Origin of the sequence: Pectobacterium atrosepticum (assembly GCA_019056595.1) — a bacterium.
GTDB classification, from domain to species: domain Bacteria; phylum Pseudomonadota; class Gammaproteobacteria; order Enterobacterales; family Enterobacteriaceae; genus Pectobacterium; species Pectobacterium atrosepticum.
This window is the reverse complement of the sequence record CP036163.1, coordinates 3,850,720-3,867,034: the sequence shown is the minus strand read 5'-3', so window position 1 is coordinate 3,867,034 and position 16,315 is coordinate 3,850,720. Positions and strand designations below refer to the sequence as shown.

The window sequence follows — 16,315 nt, the reverse complement described above, 5'->3', positions numbered from 1 at the left end:
GTTTGCTTGTTATTAACCTCTGCGGTGTTGCCCCTAATCTTTGTCAATCCACTATGTAATTTTGCTATTGATTTGACTCATCATACGAACGTAAAACATCAGCGCTGATAGCGTCGATACTGCCTGCAGCTATCTCTTTCAGATACAGAACCAAATAAACTACATCAACAGCATCCGGAACAGAAATGTACCAACGGGGATGATCGTAATCATCAATCTCTGGCCAACTCGTTGTGCCGGCAACAGAGATCAGGATATCAACGCAGGGACCGATACCATGCCCACCATCAAAATGCAGCGCTACCGCACTTCGGGTGCCAACCCTATGAGGATGGCACGTTACATTGCACTGCGTGGGTAAACGTTGGCGAATAGCATCACGTAGTTGTTGCAGTTCGCTATCGTTTTTCAGGGAAATCCCCGCCTCGCCTTGCGGTTTAAGACTAAAAAGCATGGGAAAATGGCCACTCTCCGTTTGGATAGTCGGCGTAGGGTATTTCAATGTCATCATACTGCAACTTTCTCCTGCTCAACCAAACCACGGGCGTTATCTAATGCTGTGGCGACCCGCATTGCCGCTTCCAGCTCCGAACAATGGAATTCATTCATCAAACGACGTCGTTCCACTTTTTCTTCTTTTTCTGTCATACCGAGCGCCAAATACAAACTGGGGGGAACGGCACGAAACAATGCCTGCACGTTCTTCGATAATACAACGCCCTCGGTGTAGCATTTATCCAGCTTGCTGGCCGACATCAACACCGATTTCTGTTCATCGGTCAGGGATTTGAAGCGGCTGATATCATCGACCTCTTTCTTCGGCATAACCAAACAGAGCCACCATTCAGCCATGTTAAGCATTTTGCCGGCAGCGTCAGGGAAGTCCTCCAGGTTCTGCGTTGCCAGCCAGAGCCAGGCACCCAGCTTTCGCCACATTTTGACGATCTTGGTCATATAGGGGGCCAGCAGCGGATTCACTGTTGCAATGTGCGCCTCATCGATGGCAAACACGATGTCTCGCTTCTTGTATTGATCGCGTTCAGCAATATTGTTAACGGTGTTAGTCAGTGACACCATCGTCAGCGCCATCTGCGCTTCATACCCTTCACGCGCAAAATAGCCCAGGTCAATCAGCGTCACATCAGCCTCTGGCCAGAGCTGCCCCTCACGGTTAAACAGTTCCGCTTCAAAACTCCCCTCTTGTGTGAACATGCTTAACGATTCGGCCATCTCTGCGGCTTTAGTCCGACGCTGTTCATTACGTTCGGTATCCATGGAAATATTGAGTAATGCACATTGCAAATGAGAAGGTAGCATTTGTTCTGAAGCCGCATAGGCAGCTTTAGCCGCCATAATTAAGGCTTCACGGATCATCGCCCTATCGGCGCGCTTCAGCTCAGCTTCTTCTTTCGTATCCCCGCCAGTAATCATCATGCGGGCTGAAATCTCCATTTCCCCCAAAATATCTCGTTTTTGTTTTTCTTTATTACCCTCCTTCTCATCGCCTGGCTCTTCGCTGTCCGCATCCAACTCAGGCAGTGCATCTGCATCAATGGCCAGAGGAACATCACTGTTCAATAACTGATAAGCATCACCAAACAACGGAAGACTCAATCCACTATCCGGTTTGATACTGACCTGATTCACCGTCAGCCCCAGACTTTCAAAGTAATCGGCCAACAGCCCAAATGAGTTGCCGGCTTCAGCAATAAACAGTCGGGGTCTGTGGATAGCCATCACCTGCGATAACATCGCGCACATCGTTGCCGACTTCCCGGCACCGGTCGGTCCAAATATCAGCTTATGTGCATTTTGGCTGCGATCGCCTTTATTCAACGGATCGAATGAAAATACGTCGCCCCCGCGATTGAAAAAGCTGATCCCGGGATTACCCGTACCGGTTTCTCGGCCCGTTACAGGCAATAACCCAGCCAGATGCTGTACCCACGTTAGCCGGGTATACCAGTGTTTCTTATCCGTCTCTGGGTTAAAACACATAGGTAATGCCCGCAAATAGGTGTTCAGTGGTGCAACGTCATACTCCGGCCGCACTGGCTGCAAGCCAGCACCTAGCAACACCGTCGTCAGTTCAACCCGTTTATGATTGAGCGTTTCCACATCATCGGCACGCAACAAAAATGTCAGTCCGGCACGGTACAACTTGTGCCGATTTCCCAGGTACTCTTTGACGGTTTTAACATCCTGGCGAACACGTCCAGACTCGGTGTTCTCGCCTACTGCGTTCTTCGATAGCCGGGTAAAATCAGCTTCCAGTTTATCTTGCGGCTGTACCACTATAGTCATACACAGGGTGGTACCTTCCGGAAAGAGATCCATTAACGCATTGATCTTTTCTCCCCGGAGCATTTCCCCTGTAATCGCTCCGGGTTTTGGCGGACGCCGTAATTTCTCGACCGGCAACGCACAATGCGCCTGATTATCAAACCACCATACGCCGTTCTCCACGTCCGAACGTGGCGGATTGAACCATAGCGTTTCCGTAAAATCATTGAGTACCGGCATGGTGCCATCAGGTGTATCGCGTCGGTCAAAATAGGCTGCCTGACGATATAACGTGTCTTTATCCACCCATTCCGGTGAGGGATTAAAATGACGCAGCAACCAGCCATGCACCTGATGGCCATTCTGTCGCTCACACATTACACCAGCACCCGACAATGCGCTGGTCACACGTTCACAGACCTGATTGAGCATAGCGATCGGCGGCATCGGGTCTCTGTTGTTTTTACCAATCCAGCGGTATACCACCATGCGCGTACGACGCTGCTGACCACGCCAAGGCTGGCCTGTAATTTTGGTGTCAGTAAACAGCCCTTCAGAACGGGCAATCCCCCGTAAGTGTCGCTCAGTCTCTTTCAGCCAGGCTTCCGAAAACGGTGTACCCTGGGCATGTGGCTTAACATAGTTCCGCAGGCGGTCGATATAGGTATCGACATTGTTCTCATCCTGACAAAAGAACTGCGCAATCCAGGGGTTTTCATCCAGCTCGTCAAAGCTGTCCTGTATGGCATCCTCGACCGTATCGCGAATTTGTTCCAATCGCGCTTCCGTTCGCCCTTCTGTCGCAACAGGAGTCACGTCAAATACAGCACCGACAGAAATGCCATCATCGAGCAGCAGGCATTTGTCACTATCTAAGAACTCAGCCCACGGCAGGTAATCGATAATTGAGGGGTTAGCATGATTCAGCTTTACCTCATCCTGAATCGTCATCTTCCCCGGCAGCTGTAGCGACGGACGCCCTGCCACTTGGAGTGGAATACCTTCAGCAAGACTGCCGATCACTTCATCAGGCACTCGGGTTTCCTGAGAGCGGAATAGGCGTTTTTTATTAAACAGCGGGAACATTACAGTGCCTCCACGCGTTCACCCGGCATCGCATACTGAGTCTGGCTATAGAAAGGAAATACCGTGCTGTAACCAGGAACTGGCGTACTGCCCTCTGCCAAATGAGGGAAAATGTATATCACCATGTCTGGATTCGGCAGACGGGGGAACTGTTGGCTGATTTCACTCTCCTGAGTGCGACTGTAGCTCCGATCATCATGTAAAGACGCCTGGTTCTCCCCGGTACTCAGTGGTCGGCGTAATGCCTCTCGGGCCTGAGCAGAACGTCGAGTAGTTCCTTCTCCATCTGCGCCATTCCATAACTCCAACATGGAGTGTTCTCCAGCCGGCAGCATTTCTTCTTTTGAGGTCGAGCATCCGCTCAAGAACGCGATGAGCAGCGTGGCCATAATCTGGTATTTAGGCATGTTGTTCTCCAGAACGTCGGAATAAGTGAAAATGACCGGCAATGAGTGAAAATGACTGACACATCGGATGACGGTATAATTCGGCAACGGTCATCCGGACGGTATGCCAGTCATTGAAATGGCCCTGTTCGATGGCCATCAGGAAAGGGTCAGACTGTTTCTCCAGGAAGCAGGCCAGCTCAAAGCGTTTAAGTGACGTGGACGGCAACTGCCTGACGACAAAACAGCCTTCCAGCACCGGAATACAATGGCTACCGACATCAAGAAACAGAGCATCGTTAACCCAGTAAAGCGAGGCTTGCGCTGATTCAACCAGGCTTTTGGCTAACAATTCAGAATCGGATTGACAATAATGAATATCAATCCGGAGCCTGTCGGTTGCGGACGCCGTGCTAAAGATCCAGATATTTTCCCAGCAGGCGTGAACGTCTTCCATTTCGCCTCCTTAATCTAAACCACGTTGACTGCCACCATCAGCCGGCAACGAGAAGTCATACCGAACCTTGCGACCTTTATCTTCGTAATCAATCGCCAGTTGCTTCGTAATATGCACGGCTAATCGCATGCCAGGCGGGACATAAATCGCATCAAATGTCTGCCCGTAGCGCTGTTTCACCCAGTCAGTCGTCTCATTCAGGCCACCGGCCAGCGCTTTGCCAAGGACGGCCTGCCCTGCGTCTCCCGTGAGTGAGGACGTCATCCCACCGTAACCATTTGCTTGCGTCGTTTGCTGATTCTGGCTCAACGCGCTGGCTGCCCCAGATCCAGCAGAGAGGGCAAAAATGGTGGGCAGATAGGTAGATGCGTTAGATTTTCGCTCGCCACTGATGCACGGGATCCCCGCTTCATCAGAAATCCAGCCAATACCACCATTAGCGCCACTTGCACCTTGATCATTGCCGCTACTACTGCCATTGCTGTTGGCGTTGGCACGCGGCAATGTGCGAACGGTACCATCGGCAAACACAAACGTAATACTATTGACCTGGCCACGAACGCACGACAACGTCCAGTCACCACTGGCAGTACCTGATACGATCGCACCTTCAACATCAGGTAAGTCAACGCCATTTGCGGTCAGGTTGTCTTTACCAATGAGTACCTTGAAGGGATAGGGGTCAGTCACCGTGCCGTTAATCGGAACGCGCCCCAACAGCGCCGTCATTGCCCGGCTGCCGATCAGCGTGGAATTTTCTGGTAAGGTGTAAACAGGCTCTGCTGTAACCTCATTTTTTTCGTTCGAGTACCCTTTCACCTGTTGCTCATACGCCGCTTTCTGGCGCGTTAGCTCATTGTCGTTAAGAAAGGAGGTAGGAAACTGAGGGAGCGCTGGCATGCCAGCACTGGAAGTCTTATTAGGATCCGTTGGCTTCTGGTCTTTTGGTTGTACCCATATCAGGCCATCTGCACCTTGTGACTGGGTGCCAGTGGTACCACTTCCCATGCCGTCCAACCCTAACCCCAGAGGGATATCACCGTGCCCTGAGGATCCCAGGTAGTTACTCCCTCCGCTAATATGGCCACCGGGATTACTCATCGTATTAGCCACTTTATCGGTCAGTTCCTGGATTTTATTCTGTAGCCGTAACTGCTCATCCTGTAAGCGCTTTTGTTGCGTGTCGTAGGACTGTTGCACACCTGAAACGGCCTCATTCACTTGTCCGGATACATCAGTACTACGTCGGGTCAACACATCATTTTGTTTTTTCAGGTCCTCATTTTGTTGGCTGAGCTTGCCCAAATCACTGCGTACCTGGTTCAACGAACCAACAACTGTACGTAACGTATCCTGTGGGGTGTCACCCGCAACGCCTAACGCCTTGAGTTCATCCTGAGACAATCCCAGCGTTGTCGTTGAGGTATCAGTGGCATTCTGTGTCTGAGCGGGTCCCTGGCAACTTTTTAAGCCAATCAATGCGCCGATGGCCAGCACCAATGGCACAATCACTTTGACCAACGTATTGGACTTAATTTGCATAAGCTCGCTCCTTCTTACTGGCCTTACCTGATGCCGAACTTATTTTGGCGACCGGCTCTGCGACAAATGCCAGTTCTGGACGGTTATCGGTCACCAGATACAATGTTGTCGTGTCTTCTGGTGTGCCTATTGGCCCGACCCAACGATGCTGGAACGTCGCAGAAACAAACTGCCCCTGAAGAATCCGGGGATCGAGAACGACCTTTCGACTTGATGTATTGCGAATACGCAGGGCTACAACGGAGCGCGCCCCAACGCCCCAGGCTGACAGCGTGGTAATATCAAACGGTTCAGAGGGGTATAACGTCGTGATCTTCCCAGATAGCCGAGGATTAACGGGATGAATACCACTCACTGGCTCTACCGCACGTAAAGGACCGTAGAGTGTTTGTGCGGCAAAACGGGTCAGAACGACGGGCAAGGGTGCGTTATAGCGGGGAGTCTTAGGCGCTTTCGCGTCTGGCTTCGTTTCCGAAGCAGAGGATGAGCTACTACGCTCAGATGATTTGGCTGGACGGTCGCTATTATCAACCGAGGTCACATCACCGCTGTACACCAGGCGGATAGGCTCCGTCGGGCCATTCAATGACGCAGTCACGTCGAGCAGAATAATCTCGCCGCTTTCCAAATCCTGTAACTGCAACCGCGTTTGAGGAAATGCACTGTCCGCTTTGAGATAAACTGCGCCACCGGTCGATTGTACGCGTAACTTGTCATTCAGTGCCGGCGGGAAGCCAACACGAACATTTTTATCAGCAAAAATAACGCGTTCTTGCCCAATTTTTAGTGGAATTTGCAGCGGGATCCGCTCCCATTTAATTAATTCGTCAGCAGCGGCATGCCACGATACGGTCATGAGAAATACCAGTAACCCGCGATGAAAAAACCATCGTGCTGTGGAAGGTTTCACTTTCACTGCATAATCCCCTTTTTCTCTGGCTGAGGCTGATGTGAAATTTCCAAACGCTGTGGCATAGCGTCATAACAATCCAGTGCCAGGCCAAACGGGTTACGTTCAGCATCCCCAGCCCAGCGAACGACTTTTAGCGGGTAACGCACCAGTACGCGTTTGACAGGTTCGGTGTGATAATACTCATCAGTCACCAGATCCAGACGGACAACCCAGTTATCACGGCTGATAACATCTACACTCTCCGCGCTGTACCCACGCCCGGGTATCTCGTAAACCACACGAACGCGGTCCAGTAACTCATTACCCAATGAGCGTTTTTTCGCGTCTGCATTCAGAAAATCCAGGCAAGATGGCGTCAGGTACGGGGATAGGCTAAAAATTTTGCTGGGATAGTCCTGTTCACCATTTTTTGGCCAGGCGTTCAGTTGCTGGAAAATGTAAAACGCAAAGCTATAGACTGTCGGTGCCGGCACTTCCCACCAGGGCTTGGTACTACCAGCCCGGAGATCTGGAGGATTGTGAACCGTCAAATTGCTAGGTGCCCGCATCCAGCCGAGTATCGTGACCAGTAGCAGGACAACCAGAACGCCACAGGCAATGCGTAATGTCAGAATATGCTGGTCGCGATTTCTCACCGCGTTACGATAAATGCTCATGATCGTCCCTTAGATTGGCTACGGCGTAATGACCATCCCTGAGAGTGAATAATCAACGTCCCCTCCCCCAACCCAAATCGCCGTTTCTTTTCTCCCAACTTTTGCCAGATGTAGTTCTCAGGCTTACCGCGTTTAATTCGTGCTATCCAGTTGCCACCGAAGCCAACCACCAATAAAGGGGTCAATAGCATCCCTGTAGGGATAATGACCCATCCAGCAAGAGGAATAAGAAATATGGACCACAGGAGGCCGGCAAGAGTCCCAAACAACGCAGCAAGCCCCAACTCTGGCGTGGTAAACCCTCGAAACACCACGGGTTCGGCATTCAGGCGATCGGGTAAAAAAGGAATGGTCCGCATGCCGTCACCTTACAAAATGATGTTGGCAGATTTGCCCAGCAACCAGATGATGATGACAAGCAGGATTGCTCCTACGACGACGATAGCGCCAAATTTTGTCCAGGTTGCACGTTCATTACGAACTTCAGCAAATGTATGTCCGGCAGCAATCGCAACATTAATAAACATAATGGCCGCGACCAGCAGTCCTCCCAGAACAATGCCATCCTGCAGATACCCCTTGAACTGCCCCATGATTCCTGAACCTCCACTGGATTGTGGAGCCTCAACGCCAGGCAAAGCAGCAAATGCGGATTGGCATAACACGCCAATGTAAAATAAGAACGAGATAAAACGGCGAAACAGAAACATGGAGAAACTCCTCTGTGTAGAAAAAATTAGCTGGCAAACATCCAAATGCTGATGACCAACAAGATCGCTGTCCTTAATGCAAATCTGCCCATCGCTGCATCTCTGACTTTCTCGTTAGCCCATCCATTCCAGACATCACCCAATGCCCAGGCAGCCCACAGAAACAGCGAGGCCAGCAGAAAGCCGATACAGATGAGGCTGAGTATTTGGGGATCCAAACCAGATGCAGATTTAAAGGCTGAGGATTGTGCAGCAGTCATAGACATATCAGGGCTGCTCCCGCCGGTAGTTTCCCGCAATGGAACTGGCTTCACGCGGCTGCGCCCGGGATGGCGCCAGATAGGTATCAATACCTGCTCTAATGGCATTCAAATCCGCAGTAATACGTTGATAGTCAAAATGGTATCGGGCACGATCGGCGGGGTCAGATTGCGCAGCAACAACGCGAGCACGTTCCAGCGAGGCCTGGACCTGATCGAGTAGGCGTTGCGTGCTGGCCAGCTCGTCTTTCTCTGATGCGCTTGCAGAATGGGTAAACAGCAATGAAGCACCGAGAAGGCAAACAAGCCGGAGAAAGGGATAAAACATGCACACCTCACAGTAAGTTGACAGTGTGCATAGGATGAGGAATCAGGGAGGGTTGGTCAGCGATAAACTCTATTTGCGATGTCTAAAATTTATGATGGAAAATATACCTACACACTCATGCAACAGGAACTTACATGGATTCTATTAACAATTCGGCATTTTATGCATCATTAGCCATTCCACTTTTATCTGTAGCATATATAGCCTTACTATCATTTATGCTAAACGACATATTTCAATCCATCAAAAGACGCAAGTGTAAGGAGACTATCAAGAAGGCAATCAATGCAGGGATAATGAAAAATGAAGATATTTATCTTTTAGCTGAACGATGGGTTGTAAAACGGGAAAAAATATCTAGCGTGCTTAATCTTATTCTCAGTGACTATCTTAACGAAAAAGATTGTCCTGATGAGCCGTTAGAAAAAATCAGAAACCTTATCGTTTGGCATCAAGAGAATGATCCTTTCGCTGATCTTCCTGAAAACATTAAATTGCAGCTATTACATTTGCAAAAAAAGACAGACACTGATCATGCTGGTATTCTACAATTATCTAAGTCGTTGAATGAGATATATTTATCAAATCAACGAAAAGCAAAACGTGAGCAAAGAATCTCAATAGTCAGTCTTTTAATAGGATTGATAGGTTTGTTTTATGGGTTCATAAAATAGAGCCGTACACTCGACCTTGATTCTCGATGTAATATTCATAGGGATTCTCTGCACATTCTATAGGCACTGACGCGCCGCAAGCGGCTTGCCTGCTGACGAAGGCACACAAAAGCAAGTTTTGTATGCCTTCGTCCAGCTCAATTAAGAGACACTCATCTTCTGAAAAAGAGGATCTGCGCCAATAAATACCTCATCAGGAATACCTACCCATTCTTCCCGCAGAATATCGAATTCACCTTCATTCCAGTATCGCAGGAACATCTTGCATTCGTCCGCATCCAGCTCCAACGCAAACTGAATAGCTGCGACAGTCGCATCACAGGATTCATCACTCATTACCGTCTATCCCCCTATAAAATCAAAGATATTTTTTAAATGTGGCCGTTGTTACTGTAATCGCAGTACCAAATAGCAACGCTGCCGGCAATAATAATAAGTTAGGGTAGACCGCCATAGGCCAGGACAAATACAGCATAGCGGGTACATAAAACGCAGGTTTAACCAAGCGTTTGGCATGGTGATAGAGAAAACTGGATTCATAGCCTGCACCAAAGCGCCGCAGGTCACGCCGCCCCAGCCCTTCGACAATGGCCACAATTACCACCATCGCAAACAAGGGTATCGAGAGAAACAGGATGGTGACCCTAACCAAGGTAACTACCGTGACATATACAGTAGCCAGCAAATATTCCCGCAATGATTGTGCCAGCCAACCACTCCAGGCGTTTAAGCTACGCCCTAGCTCACTATGACTTTTTGCCTGCATCTGATATTGGTTACTAACCCAATCCATAAAGCCACTGTTGATAAACGCCCAGTGATAGCCGGTGTTGATCCAATGGATTACGGTGACAGAGGGCTCGGAAAACAACAGACTACGCTTGAATTCTGACGATAAATAGCCCAGTTCAGTGTTCATCACCTGCTGACTGTGTGCCGCCCCTTCTGTAGGCCAGAAGAATGCAATGCCCACGTACTCAATCAGCAGGCTCAGCAATAACGAGCCGAGAACAATGCCAATCAACTTCCATGGCCAGCCCCACAACACGTGATAAAGCAATCCATGTGGTCGCTCTGGTTTTTGTGGGGGAGGATTACGTGCAGGTTCAGCCATACTACTCACCTCCCACTTGCCGATCTGCAGCAGTAAGTGAACGCCCGCTCCACCATCCCTCACTGGAATGATAGTTACGGCGCATTTCTGTCGCCACAGCCTGCAAGTTTGCTGGCATCATCGCATCATCAATATCATTGGTCGGCAGCGGCATCCTGATTTTCCACAACTGACCACCTTCAAGCAGGGCGAACGCCTGGCCTTTAGGCAGGCTGACGACATCAGACGGCTCAATCAACGGGGTTTTTATCGTACCAACACGATCCTGAGTACTGGATGTAAAATCCTGTCCAGTCTCAACATTAGCCGTATCCGAGTGACCAGAAACCAACGTTTTACTGTAGATCTCAACCTGCGGCAGCTGTGTCGTGAGCAATTCTGCAGTTTTGTTGTCCCGGACACGCAGCATGATCAGTGTATTGAAGTTACCAATGACCTGAGCCGTTTTCGCAGCATTCCCGATACGCGCCTCGATATCTGATGAAGTTTGCGTATAGGCGGTCACTTGAACGCCAGCACCACCGCCTTTGTTGATCAACGGAATGAATTCATCACCCATTAGCTCATTGAACTCATCGCAATGCAGGTTAATGACGGCTTTTTCTTCTTTCTGCTGTGGCAGTCCAGCATTAATACCATGTTTATAAATATGGCCAGCCACGCTAACCAGATCGGCAAACATGCTGTTCCCCACTGCCGTAGCAACTTCACTGTCTGTAAGGGCGTCCAGACCGATATACACAACACCTCGTTTGCGAACAATTTGTTCCCAATCAAAAATGGGGCGTGAGTCATCCATATCCAGATAGTCCGGCGACAACAGGGACGCCGTTTTACCCGTCGTCAGTTTCTCCAATAATGGTAATAAAGAGGCAACAATTTTGTCGAAATAAGTTCTGTCATAGCGAACCGCAGAGCGCAAGCCATCCAAAATCGGATCATAGAGTTTCTTACCGGCCTCTGAGCTTAACGCAACCTCTATTGCCCAAATGCCAACGCTATTAGGCTGGCCCTGCATATTTCGGGGAACATCTTCATCAGTGAATACCCCTAAGTTATTGCGTATCTGCAGTTGTAGCTCGGGTAGTTCCTCTTCAATGATTTTCTCAGCATAGCGTAGATACAGGTCCGCAATATTATTGACGTAACGCATAATTAGCGTGTAGTCAGGCCGCTCACCCAATGCAACCAGTGCTCTGGCTACAATATTTACGAAACGCCACGCAAACTCTTTAAATGCAGCACTGTTCCCTTCCCCCGCCAATTGCCCAGAGATACGCGACGCCACTTCAGAGACACGCCCAAACCGTCCAACGGCGTTATAACGAGCTGATATTTCGGGCCAACCCAGATGGAAGATGTAGAGCGAATCACCTCGCCCGGCACGGTGCGCTTCAGCCCAGACTCGACGTAATAAATCAGGGTCACCCTTTGGATCGAAGACAATCGTCACATCACCACGGCGGATATCCTGGGTAATAAACAGTTCGGCCAACCGTGTTTTTCCAACACGAGTCGTACCCAATACGATGGTATGACCGGGGCGATCGGCCAGTGGCATAGTGACATCAACCTCATCAGGCTCAATACCATGTAGTACCGGCTTTCCACCGACGGGCGGTAATGGGCGCACTGGGTTCAGAGGAGAATCTACGCTCAGTAGTTTCGTGAGCCAGGGCAAGTTATGCTCTGCTGCATTCTCTAGTTTACGGGCGGCCTGATACAGGGTTGGCGGCTGAATATAACGCTCGACCTCCGGACGTAACGTGTCACGCAGCCGTTGGGTGTGTTTCTGCGTCCACATAAATCCCTTACCGATAAACAACCGCCGTTTACTTACAGGGATCTGCTTACTACTCATCACGTAACGTGGTAGGCGTCGTAAATTACGACGGTAACGCAGTACCTTCATTCCCTGGCGGGTTCGTACCATGGCCAGAACAGCGAACCCACCGGCCGTCACATAACTGACTGAAGGGGCCAACGCAATCGCCCATGGTGCCTGCACACAGACAAATGCTGCTGTAGCCGAAACTACGGCAGTGTTCAGTTCAACAGCGGGCCGCAGCAATGCCTCAATGACATAACGATCGCTCATATATCACTCATCCCAGCGCTGCTTTGCTGAAACAGCTCCTCCGTGACCATATCCATATACTCCTTTACTCATCTTATGGGATAGCCAGAAACGATAAACTCCCTCAATACACATTGAGATAAGAACGAGAAAACAATAAAAGCTATTAACGTTTTTAAGATCCCGATGAGCGATTTCTGATAATGCCACTGATTTATTAACACACTGACCGAAATACCCCCCCTCCAGCTCAATAGGTAATTCGACACAGTCTCGTATATTCATATATCCAGATGGGGCTGTTTGATAGGCCTGTGCCTGAGACGATAAAACATTCAGATAAATACGCTCAACATCCCCTTTCAATGCTCCTATAAAAAAAAATAAAAACAATAATGATCCGACAATAAGGCTCGGCCACATAATTAGCATTCGATAAAGCATGGTGCTGAGGTCTTTTGCAAACGACATGATATATCCATAATTAATAGATACTTTCATATTCACTACCTTTTAAGTTTATCCAATTTGGATTACCAGCCAACAAAGCAAGTAATTGTTGACCGCTGATGATATAAAGGGGAAACGTATTGTTATGACTTGAACTTGCGTGCTGCTTGCTTTTAGCTCCGGTTCGTCCGGTATGAATAAATAGTCCGCAACACCGATGTTGTATCAGTAATGCCGAGAATTCCTCGACATGCGCGGGGTCTATCGCTCTGCTGTAACGTTTTGCCTGGATTAGCCAACGCAGCCCTTTAATAAAGACTTGCCCGTCCAATCCACCGTCGCCGCTATATGATGCATTGCGAATCACCTTTAGCCCCTGACGCTCCATTGCCAGCAAAAGTAGTTCTTCAAACACATACGGATTAACACGGCGGAGATAAGAAAAACGCTGCGCATCGCCTGCCAAAGTGGGGAGTCTTTTTAACAAGCGTTCGGCAGTTTTACGATAACGACGGTGGCGACGCTCGCTGGCTTTGCCACGCCAGCGGAATAACATGCTTATAACGGCAACAGTAAGAATGAAAAAAAGAATAGGCACAACACTCAAGGCAGGTTCTGCGATCTCAGTCAGATATGGACGCTGTGGGATCATGGTTGTACCTCTGAAGATACAGAGGTCTCCGTGATCAGCACGGGATAATGCCGCAATTGTAATCGACGAGCTAACTCACTGCCTGACGCAGGAGCCATCTGCACATCAGGAACCAGTGAGCGCAGGGACTGAACCGCAGCAATATCCGTTACATTGACGATTAAGCCAACTGCATGCATTTGACTCAGTTTTGCAGCATTCATCTGTAGCCAGGAACGCGACGCCGGATCGTCTCCAATGAGAAATAACGCACCAATGCCGGGCAAATTAAGAGATCTGGGCGTTTCAATACCAATGGTCAGTTCTGATGTCACAATCGGCAGCATAGCGCCTTCTCCCGGCTGGCCTTGCCAGGTACTGCTTTCAGTATTATTGCTACCGACGTTGCCCTGGCGATTAATACTCTCAAAGAAAGGCGCGGCATCTTTCCCCCCCAGATCAGCGACAACATTCAGCTCCGCATGAACAAAGAATGGGATTGCCAGCACACACAGCGCAGATACAGAAATAATTTTCATTTATTTGACGCTCCGGGGTTCGATCCAGACAAGTTGAGTAGCATGAGCAATCTCAGGAAGGGGGGAAGCTGCTGTCGAAGATTCAATCATGGCTAGCTTGTGCTGTACCGCAGAAATGTATCTTGCCGCTGGGGCACCACCGGCCGGATGGTGGTAACAACCAACCGCACGCAACCAACTGTCCGGCTTTCTCTCGTAGCATTCACGTAGGATTTGAGCCGAAACATTCAGATTGGTATAGGGTTCAAACGCCTCCCAGGAGTTTGCAAAACGACGACCGTTCCAACCCCAGTTAACCTGCCCTAATCCGACATCAATATTTTTATGTGGAACCGTCTTCAAAAAACGTTGTAGTGCCTGCCAGGCTTCCAGTCGGCTGTCATATTGATAGCTCCTCCCCTGGACATTAATGCTCCAGGGCCAGGGACGAACGCCATGAGGCAGCTTGCGGCTAGACTCCTGTAATGATTGTGCATAGAACAGCTCAGGCGGAACCTGATGTAAATACGCAACACGCTGATACCCGTCAGGCACTGACTGTCGTGACGCACTAACACTGGCAGAGAAAATACTGAATATAATCAGCATCAGAATGCCGCAACGCGCCATCCATCTTCTCCCTGTTGCAACAATACTGGCATCAAGCCATTGCCAAACCGAATCCAGCGACCACCATCATGGTTCAATGTGATCTGACGGCTCCGTACCCGCTCGGCAGGGATATTGCGCTCTCTGGCCCATTCACGCAGTTTGTTATCATCCCCGCCACTATCAACTAGGTAGATATCAACTGGGCGATTATCAGCAAGAACAGCAGCAAGGCGCGTATTGCAATTTCCGCAATCGTTAGCCTTCATAAATAGTGCCAATCTGCCGCCATTATCATGCGCAATACCACCCGCGTTACCCATATTGACGGGCAATGCATTCGGATAAATACGTTCCCAAGCAGCGTCAACCTCACGTTGAAACTTCAGGATCTTTTCAGTTCGCTGGTATTCTTCTTTAACCCACTTCTCTGCTAGCTGCCGCCGTTCTGCATCACTGCGAGCTTCAATACCTAGCGTGGTTAACGGATCCAACCCGGGGGATTGAATACCGGTTTTCCCTCGAATCATGTCCTGATATCGCGCCCACTCGTCATCAGTAAGACCCCATTGCGTTGACTGAAGGCGGGATAATCCCTGATCAACAGCTCGGGTTTGTGAGTTCGCTTCAGGTGTAACATGAATACTGGTATTAACTGAGGCGTGTGCCGTTCCTGCCAAAGCAAGCACCATCGCCATTGCTTTCAATCTCATAACGGTTCCTTACTGCAATGTGAGAATTTGAGATTTCCCATTAACCAAAAAACGCGCCTGATTTCCGTCAATACTGGCTAACGTCCAGCCATTAACAGACTCACCAGGCGTTAGCATTCGTAGATCTGACCAGCGATTACCTGCTGAATGGGGGATAATGACGGCATATTGCTGCCCTCCCCGATGTTCAATACTGGTTAATGCAAAAGGGGCAGGTACGGGTTTAGTCACCCGTTGAGACTTTTTTGCAGGGGTAGCCTTCTGAGGCGCTAACTTTTCAAATCTGTTTTGCCAGTCAGAGGCTAAAGAGGAAATACGTTTATCATGCGCATCTGCTGTTCCCTGGAGACCATTAATTCGCTGTTCAAGGAGTACCAGGCGTTCAGGTATAGCTGATTGCCCTTCCGCGTTTTTAATGTACTGATTCAGCTTTTCATCCAGTGTGCGAGCCAGACTCTGCTGAGACTGGCGGAACGTATCGAACTCCTGCACAGTGATAAATTCACTTCGAAGCTCGCCAACTTTAATTTTCAATTCTTGTATCTCTGTCGGCAGTTGCTGAAGCTGACCATGCCGAAATGCGGCATCCAGCGAGTCCAACTGGACACTCTGCTGTTGGACGATTAGAAACAGCACGACAGAAACGGCTAACGGAACAAAAAATAAAACAACAAGCAGGCTTTTAAAGAGCCATGACAGCCGCGAAGATTGGTTACCTTTATCGGTAGACTCCCCTCGTTCGAAGAGCCCCATACGTCGTGCAGCAACATCAGCGGAGGAAGTCTTTGCGTAATGTGCATCGACCTCTTCAGCGAATGGATCGGCTTCTTGAGCTTCAGATAAAGGGGGAAGTACGGTGTCTGTAACGGAGGACTCAGTTGTCATGCCTCAAATCCTTGCCTTTGGTT

Annotated in this window: 21 protein-coding genes; 1 reads left to right on the top strand and 20 read right to left on the bottom strand. The window is 49.4% G+C overall.

What is annotated here, in order from left to right:
* Nucleotides 1-64 precede the first annotated feature (64 nt).
* From DCX48_18320 to DCX48_18270, 11 genes are read right to left on the bottom strand one after another with little or no spacing between them, the layout of a single operon-like run.
* Nucleotides 65-511 (bottom strand): acetyltransferase, encoded by a 447-nt coding sequence (locus tag DCX48_18320; GenBank protein QXE16293.1) that lies wholly within the window; start codon nucleotides 509-511, stop codon nucleotides 65-67.
* Nucleotides 508-3,369, bottom strand: coding sequence for a conjugative transfer ATPase (locus tag DCX48_18315; protein ID QXE16292.1), 2,862 nt, complete (start codon nucleotides 3,367-3,369; stop codon nucleotides 508-510). The genes DCX48_18320 and DCX48_18315 overlap by 4 nt, the downstream gene beginning before the upstream one ends.
* Nucleotides 3,369-3,776, bottom strand: a complete 408-nt coding sequence (locus tag DCX48_18310; GenBank protein QXE16291.1) for a TIGR03751 family conjugal transfer lipoprotein — start codon at nucleotides 3,774-3,776, stop codon at nucleotides 3,369-3,371. Before DCX48_18310 ends, DCX48_18315 begins: the two co-directional genes overlap by 1 nt.
* Nucleotides 3,769-4,212 (bottom strand): hypothetical protein, encoded by a 444-nt coding sequence (locus tag DCX48_18305; GenBank protein QXE16290.1) that lies wholly within the window; start codon nucleotides 4,210-4,212, stop codon nucleotides 3,769-3,771. Before DCX48_18305 ends, DCX48_18310 begins: the two co-directional genes overlap by 8 nt.
* Before the next feature lie 9 nt (nucleotides 4,213-4,221).
* Entirely contained in the window at nucleotides 4,222-5,754 is a 1,533-nt protein-coding gene (locus tag DCX48_18300) for a TIGR03752 family integrating conjugative element protein (GenBank protein QXE16289.1), read from the bottom strand.
* Nucleotides 5,744-6,670, bottom strand: a complete 927-nt coding sequence (locus tag DCX48_18295; protein QXE16288.1) for a TIGR03749 family integrating conjugative element protein — start codon at nucleotides 6,668-6,670, stop codon at nucleotides 5,744-5,746. The genes DCX48_18300 and DCX48_18295 overlap by 11 nt, the downstream gene beginning before the upstream one ends.
* Nucleotides 6,667-7,323, bottom strand: a complete 657-nt coding sequence (locus DCX48_18290) for a TIGR03746 family integrating conjugative element protein (protein ID QXE16287.1) — start codon at nucleotides 7,321-7,323, stop codon at nucleotides 6,667-6,669. Before DCX48_18290 ends, DCX48_18295 begins: the two co-directional genes overlap by 4 nt.
* Nucleotides 7,320-7,682, bottom strand: coding sequence for a TIGR03750 family conjugal transfer protein (locus DCX48_18285; GenBank protein ID QXE16286.1), 363 nt, complete (start codon nucleotides 7,680-7,682; stop codon nucleotides 7,320-7,322). Before DCX48_18285 ends, DCX48_18290 begins: the two co-directional genes overlap by 4 nt.
* A 9-nt stretch (nucleotides 7,683-7,691) precedes the next feature.
* Complete coding sequence (locus DCX48_18280; protein ID QXE16285.1) at nucleotides 7,692-8,033, bottom strand: TIGR03745 family integrating conjugative element membrane protein; 342 nt, start codon at nucleotides 8,031-8,033, stop codon at nucleotides 7,692-7,694.
* 26 nt (nucleotides 8,034-8,059) lie between these two features.
* Nucleotides 8,060-8,299, bottom strand: coding sequence for a TIGR03758 family integrating conjugative element protein (locus DCX48_18275; GenBank protein QXE16284.1), 240 nt, complete (start codon nucleotides 8,297-8,299; stop codon nucleotides 8,060-8,062).
* Nucleotide 8,300: 1 nt separating this feature from the next.
* Nucleotides 8,301-8,621, bottom strand: a complete 321-nt coding sequence (locus tag DCX48_18270) for a hypothetical protein (GenBank protein QXE16283.1) — start codon at nucleotides 8,619-8,621, stop codon at nucleotides 8,301-8,303.
* Nucleotides 8,622-8,755: 134 nt separating this feature from the next.
* Between DCX48_18270 and DCX48_18265 the strand changes: the two genes are divergently transcribed.
* Nucleotides 8,756-9,295, top strand: coding sequence for a hypothetical protein (locus DCX48_18265; protein ID QXE16282.1), 540 nt, complete (start codon nucleotides 8,756-8,758; stop codon nucleotides 9,293-9,295).
* A 141-nt stretch (nucleotides 9,296-9,436) separates the two neighbouring features.
* Here DCX48_18265 and DCX48_18260 read toward each other — a convergent pair whose 3' ends face one another.
* Genes DCX48_18260 through DCX48_18220 form a run of 9 tightly spaced genes read right to left on the bottom strand, consistent with a single transcriptional unit; the run spans nucleotide 9,437 to nucleotide 16,292 of the window.
* Nucleotides 9,437-9,631, bottom strand: a complete 195-nt coding sequence (locus DCX48_18260) for a hypothetical protein (GenBank protein QXE16281.1) — start codon at nucleotides 9,629-9,631, stop codon at nucleotides 9,437-9,439.
* Nucleotides 9,632-9,653: 22 nt separating this feature from the next.
* The gene (locus DCX48_18255) at nucleotides 9,654-10,409 is read right to left on the bottom strand and encodes a TIGR03747 family integrating conjugative element membrane protein (GenBank protein ID QXE16280.1); all 756 of its coding nucleotides are present in this window, start codon (nucleotides 10,407-10,409) and stop codon (nucleotides 9,654-9,656) included.
* 1 nt (nucleotide 10,410) lies between these two features.
* Nucleotides 10,411-12,507, bottom strand: a complete 2,097-nt coding sequence (gene traD, locus DCX48_18250) for a type IV conjugative transfer system coupling protein TraD (protein ID QXE16279.1) — start codon at nucleotides 12,505-12,507, stop codon at nucleotides 10,411-10,413.
* Between the two features lie 3 nt (nucleotides 12,508-12,510).
* Complete coding sequence (locus DCX48_18245; GenBank protein ID QXE16278.1) at nucleotides 12,511-12,987, bottom strand: hypothetical protein; 477 nt, start codon at nucleotides 12,985-12,987, stop codon at nucleotides 12,511-12,513.
* Nucleotides 12,971-13,588, bottom strand: coding sequence for a restriction endonuclease (locus tag DCX48_18240; protein QXE16277.1), 618 nt, complete (start codon nucleotides 13,586-13,588; stop codon nucleotides 12,971-12,973). Before DCX48_18240 ends, DCX48_18245 begins: the two co-directional genes overlap by 17 nt.
* Nucleotides 13,585-14,106 carry an integrating conjugative element protein gene (locus DCX48_18235; protein ID QXE16276.1) on the bottom strand — a complete coding sequence of 174 codons (522 nt, stop codon included), beginning with the start codon at nucleotides 14,104-14,106 and terminating at the stop codon, nucleotides 13,585-13,587. Before DCX48_18235 ends, DCX48_18240 begins: the two co-directional genes overlap by 4 nt.
* Entirely contained in the window at nucleotides 14,107-14,715 is a 609-nt protein-coding gene (locus tag DCX48_18230) for a lytic transglycosylase domain-containing protein (GenBank protein ID QXE16275.1), read from the bottom strand.
* Nucleotides 14,694-15,407: a TIGR03759 family integrating conjugative element protein gene (locus DCX48_18225; protein ID QXE16274.1), complete on the bottom strand. Its 714-nt coding sequence runs from the start codon at nucleotides 15,405-15,407 to the stop codon at nucleotides 14,694-14,696. The genes DCX48_18230 and DCX48_18225 overlap by 22 nt, the downstream gene beginning before the upstream one ends.
* Nucleotides 15,408-15,416: 9 nt before the next feature.
* Entirely contained in the window at nucleotides 15,417-16,292 is an 876-nt protein-coding gene (locus DCX48_18220; GenBank protein QXE16273.1) for a hypothetical protein, read from the bottom strand.
* Nucleotides 16,293-16,315 lie beyond the last annotated feature (23 nt).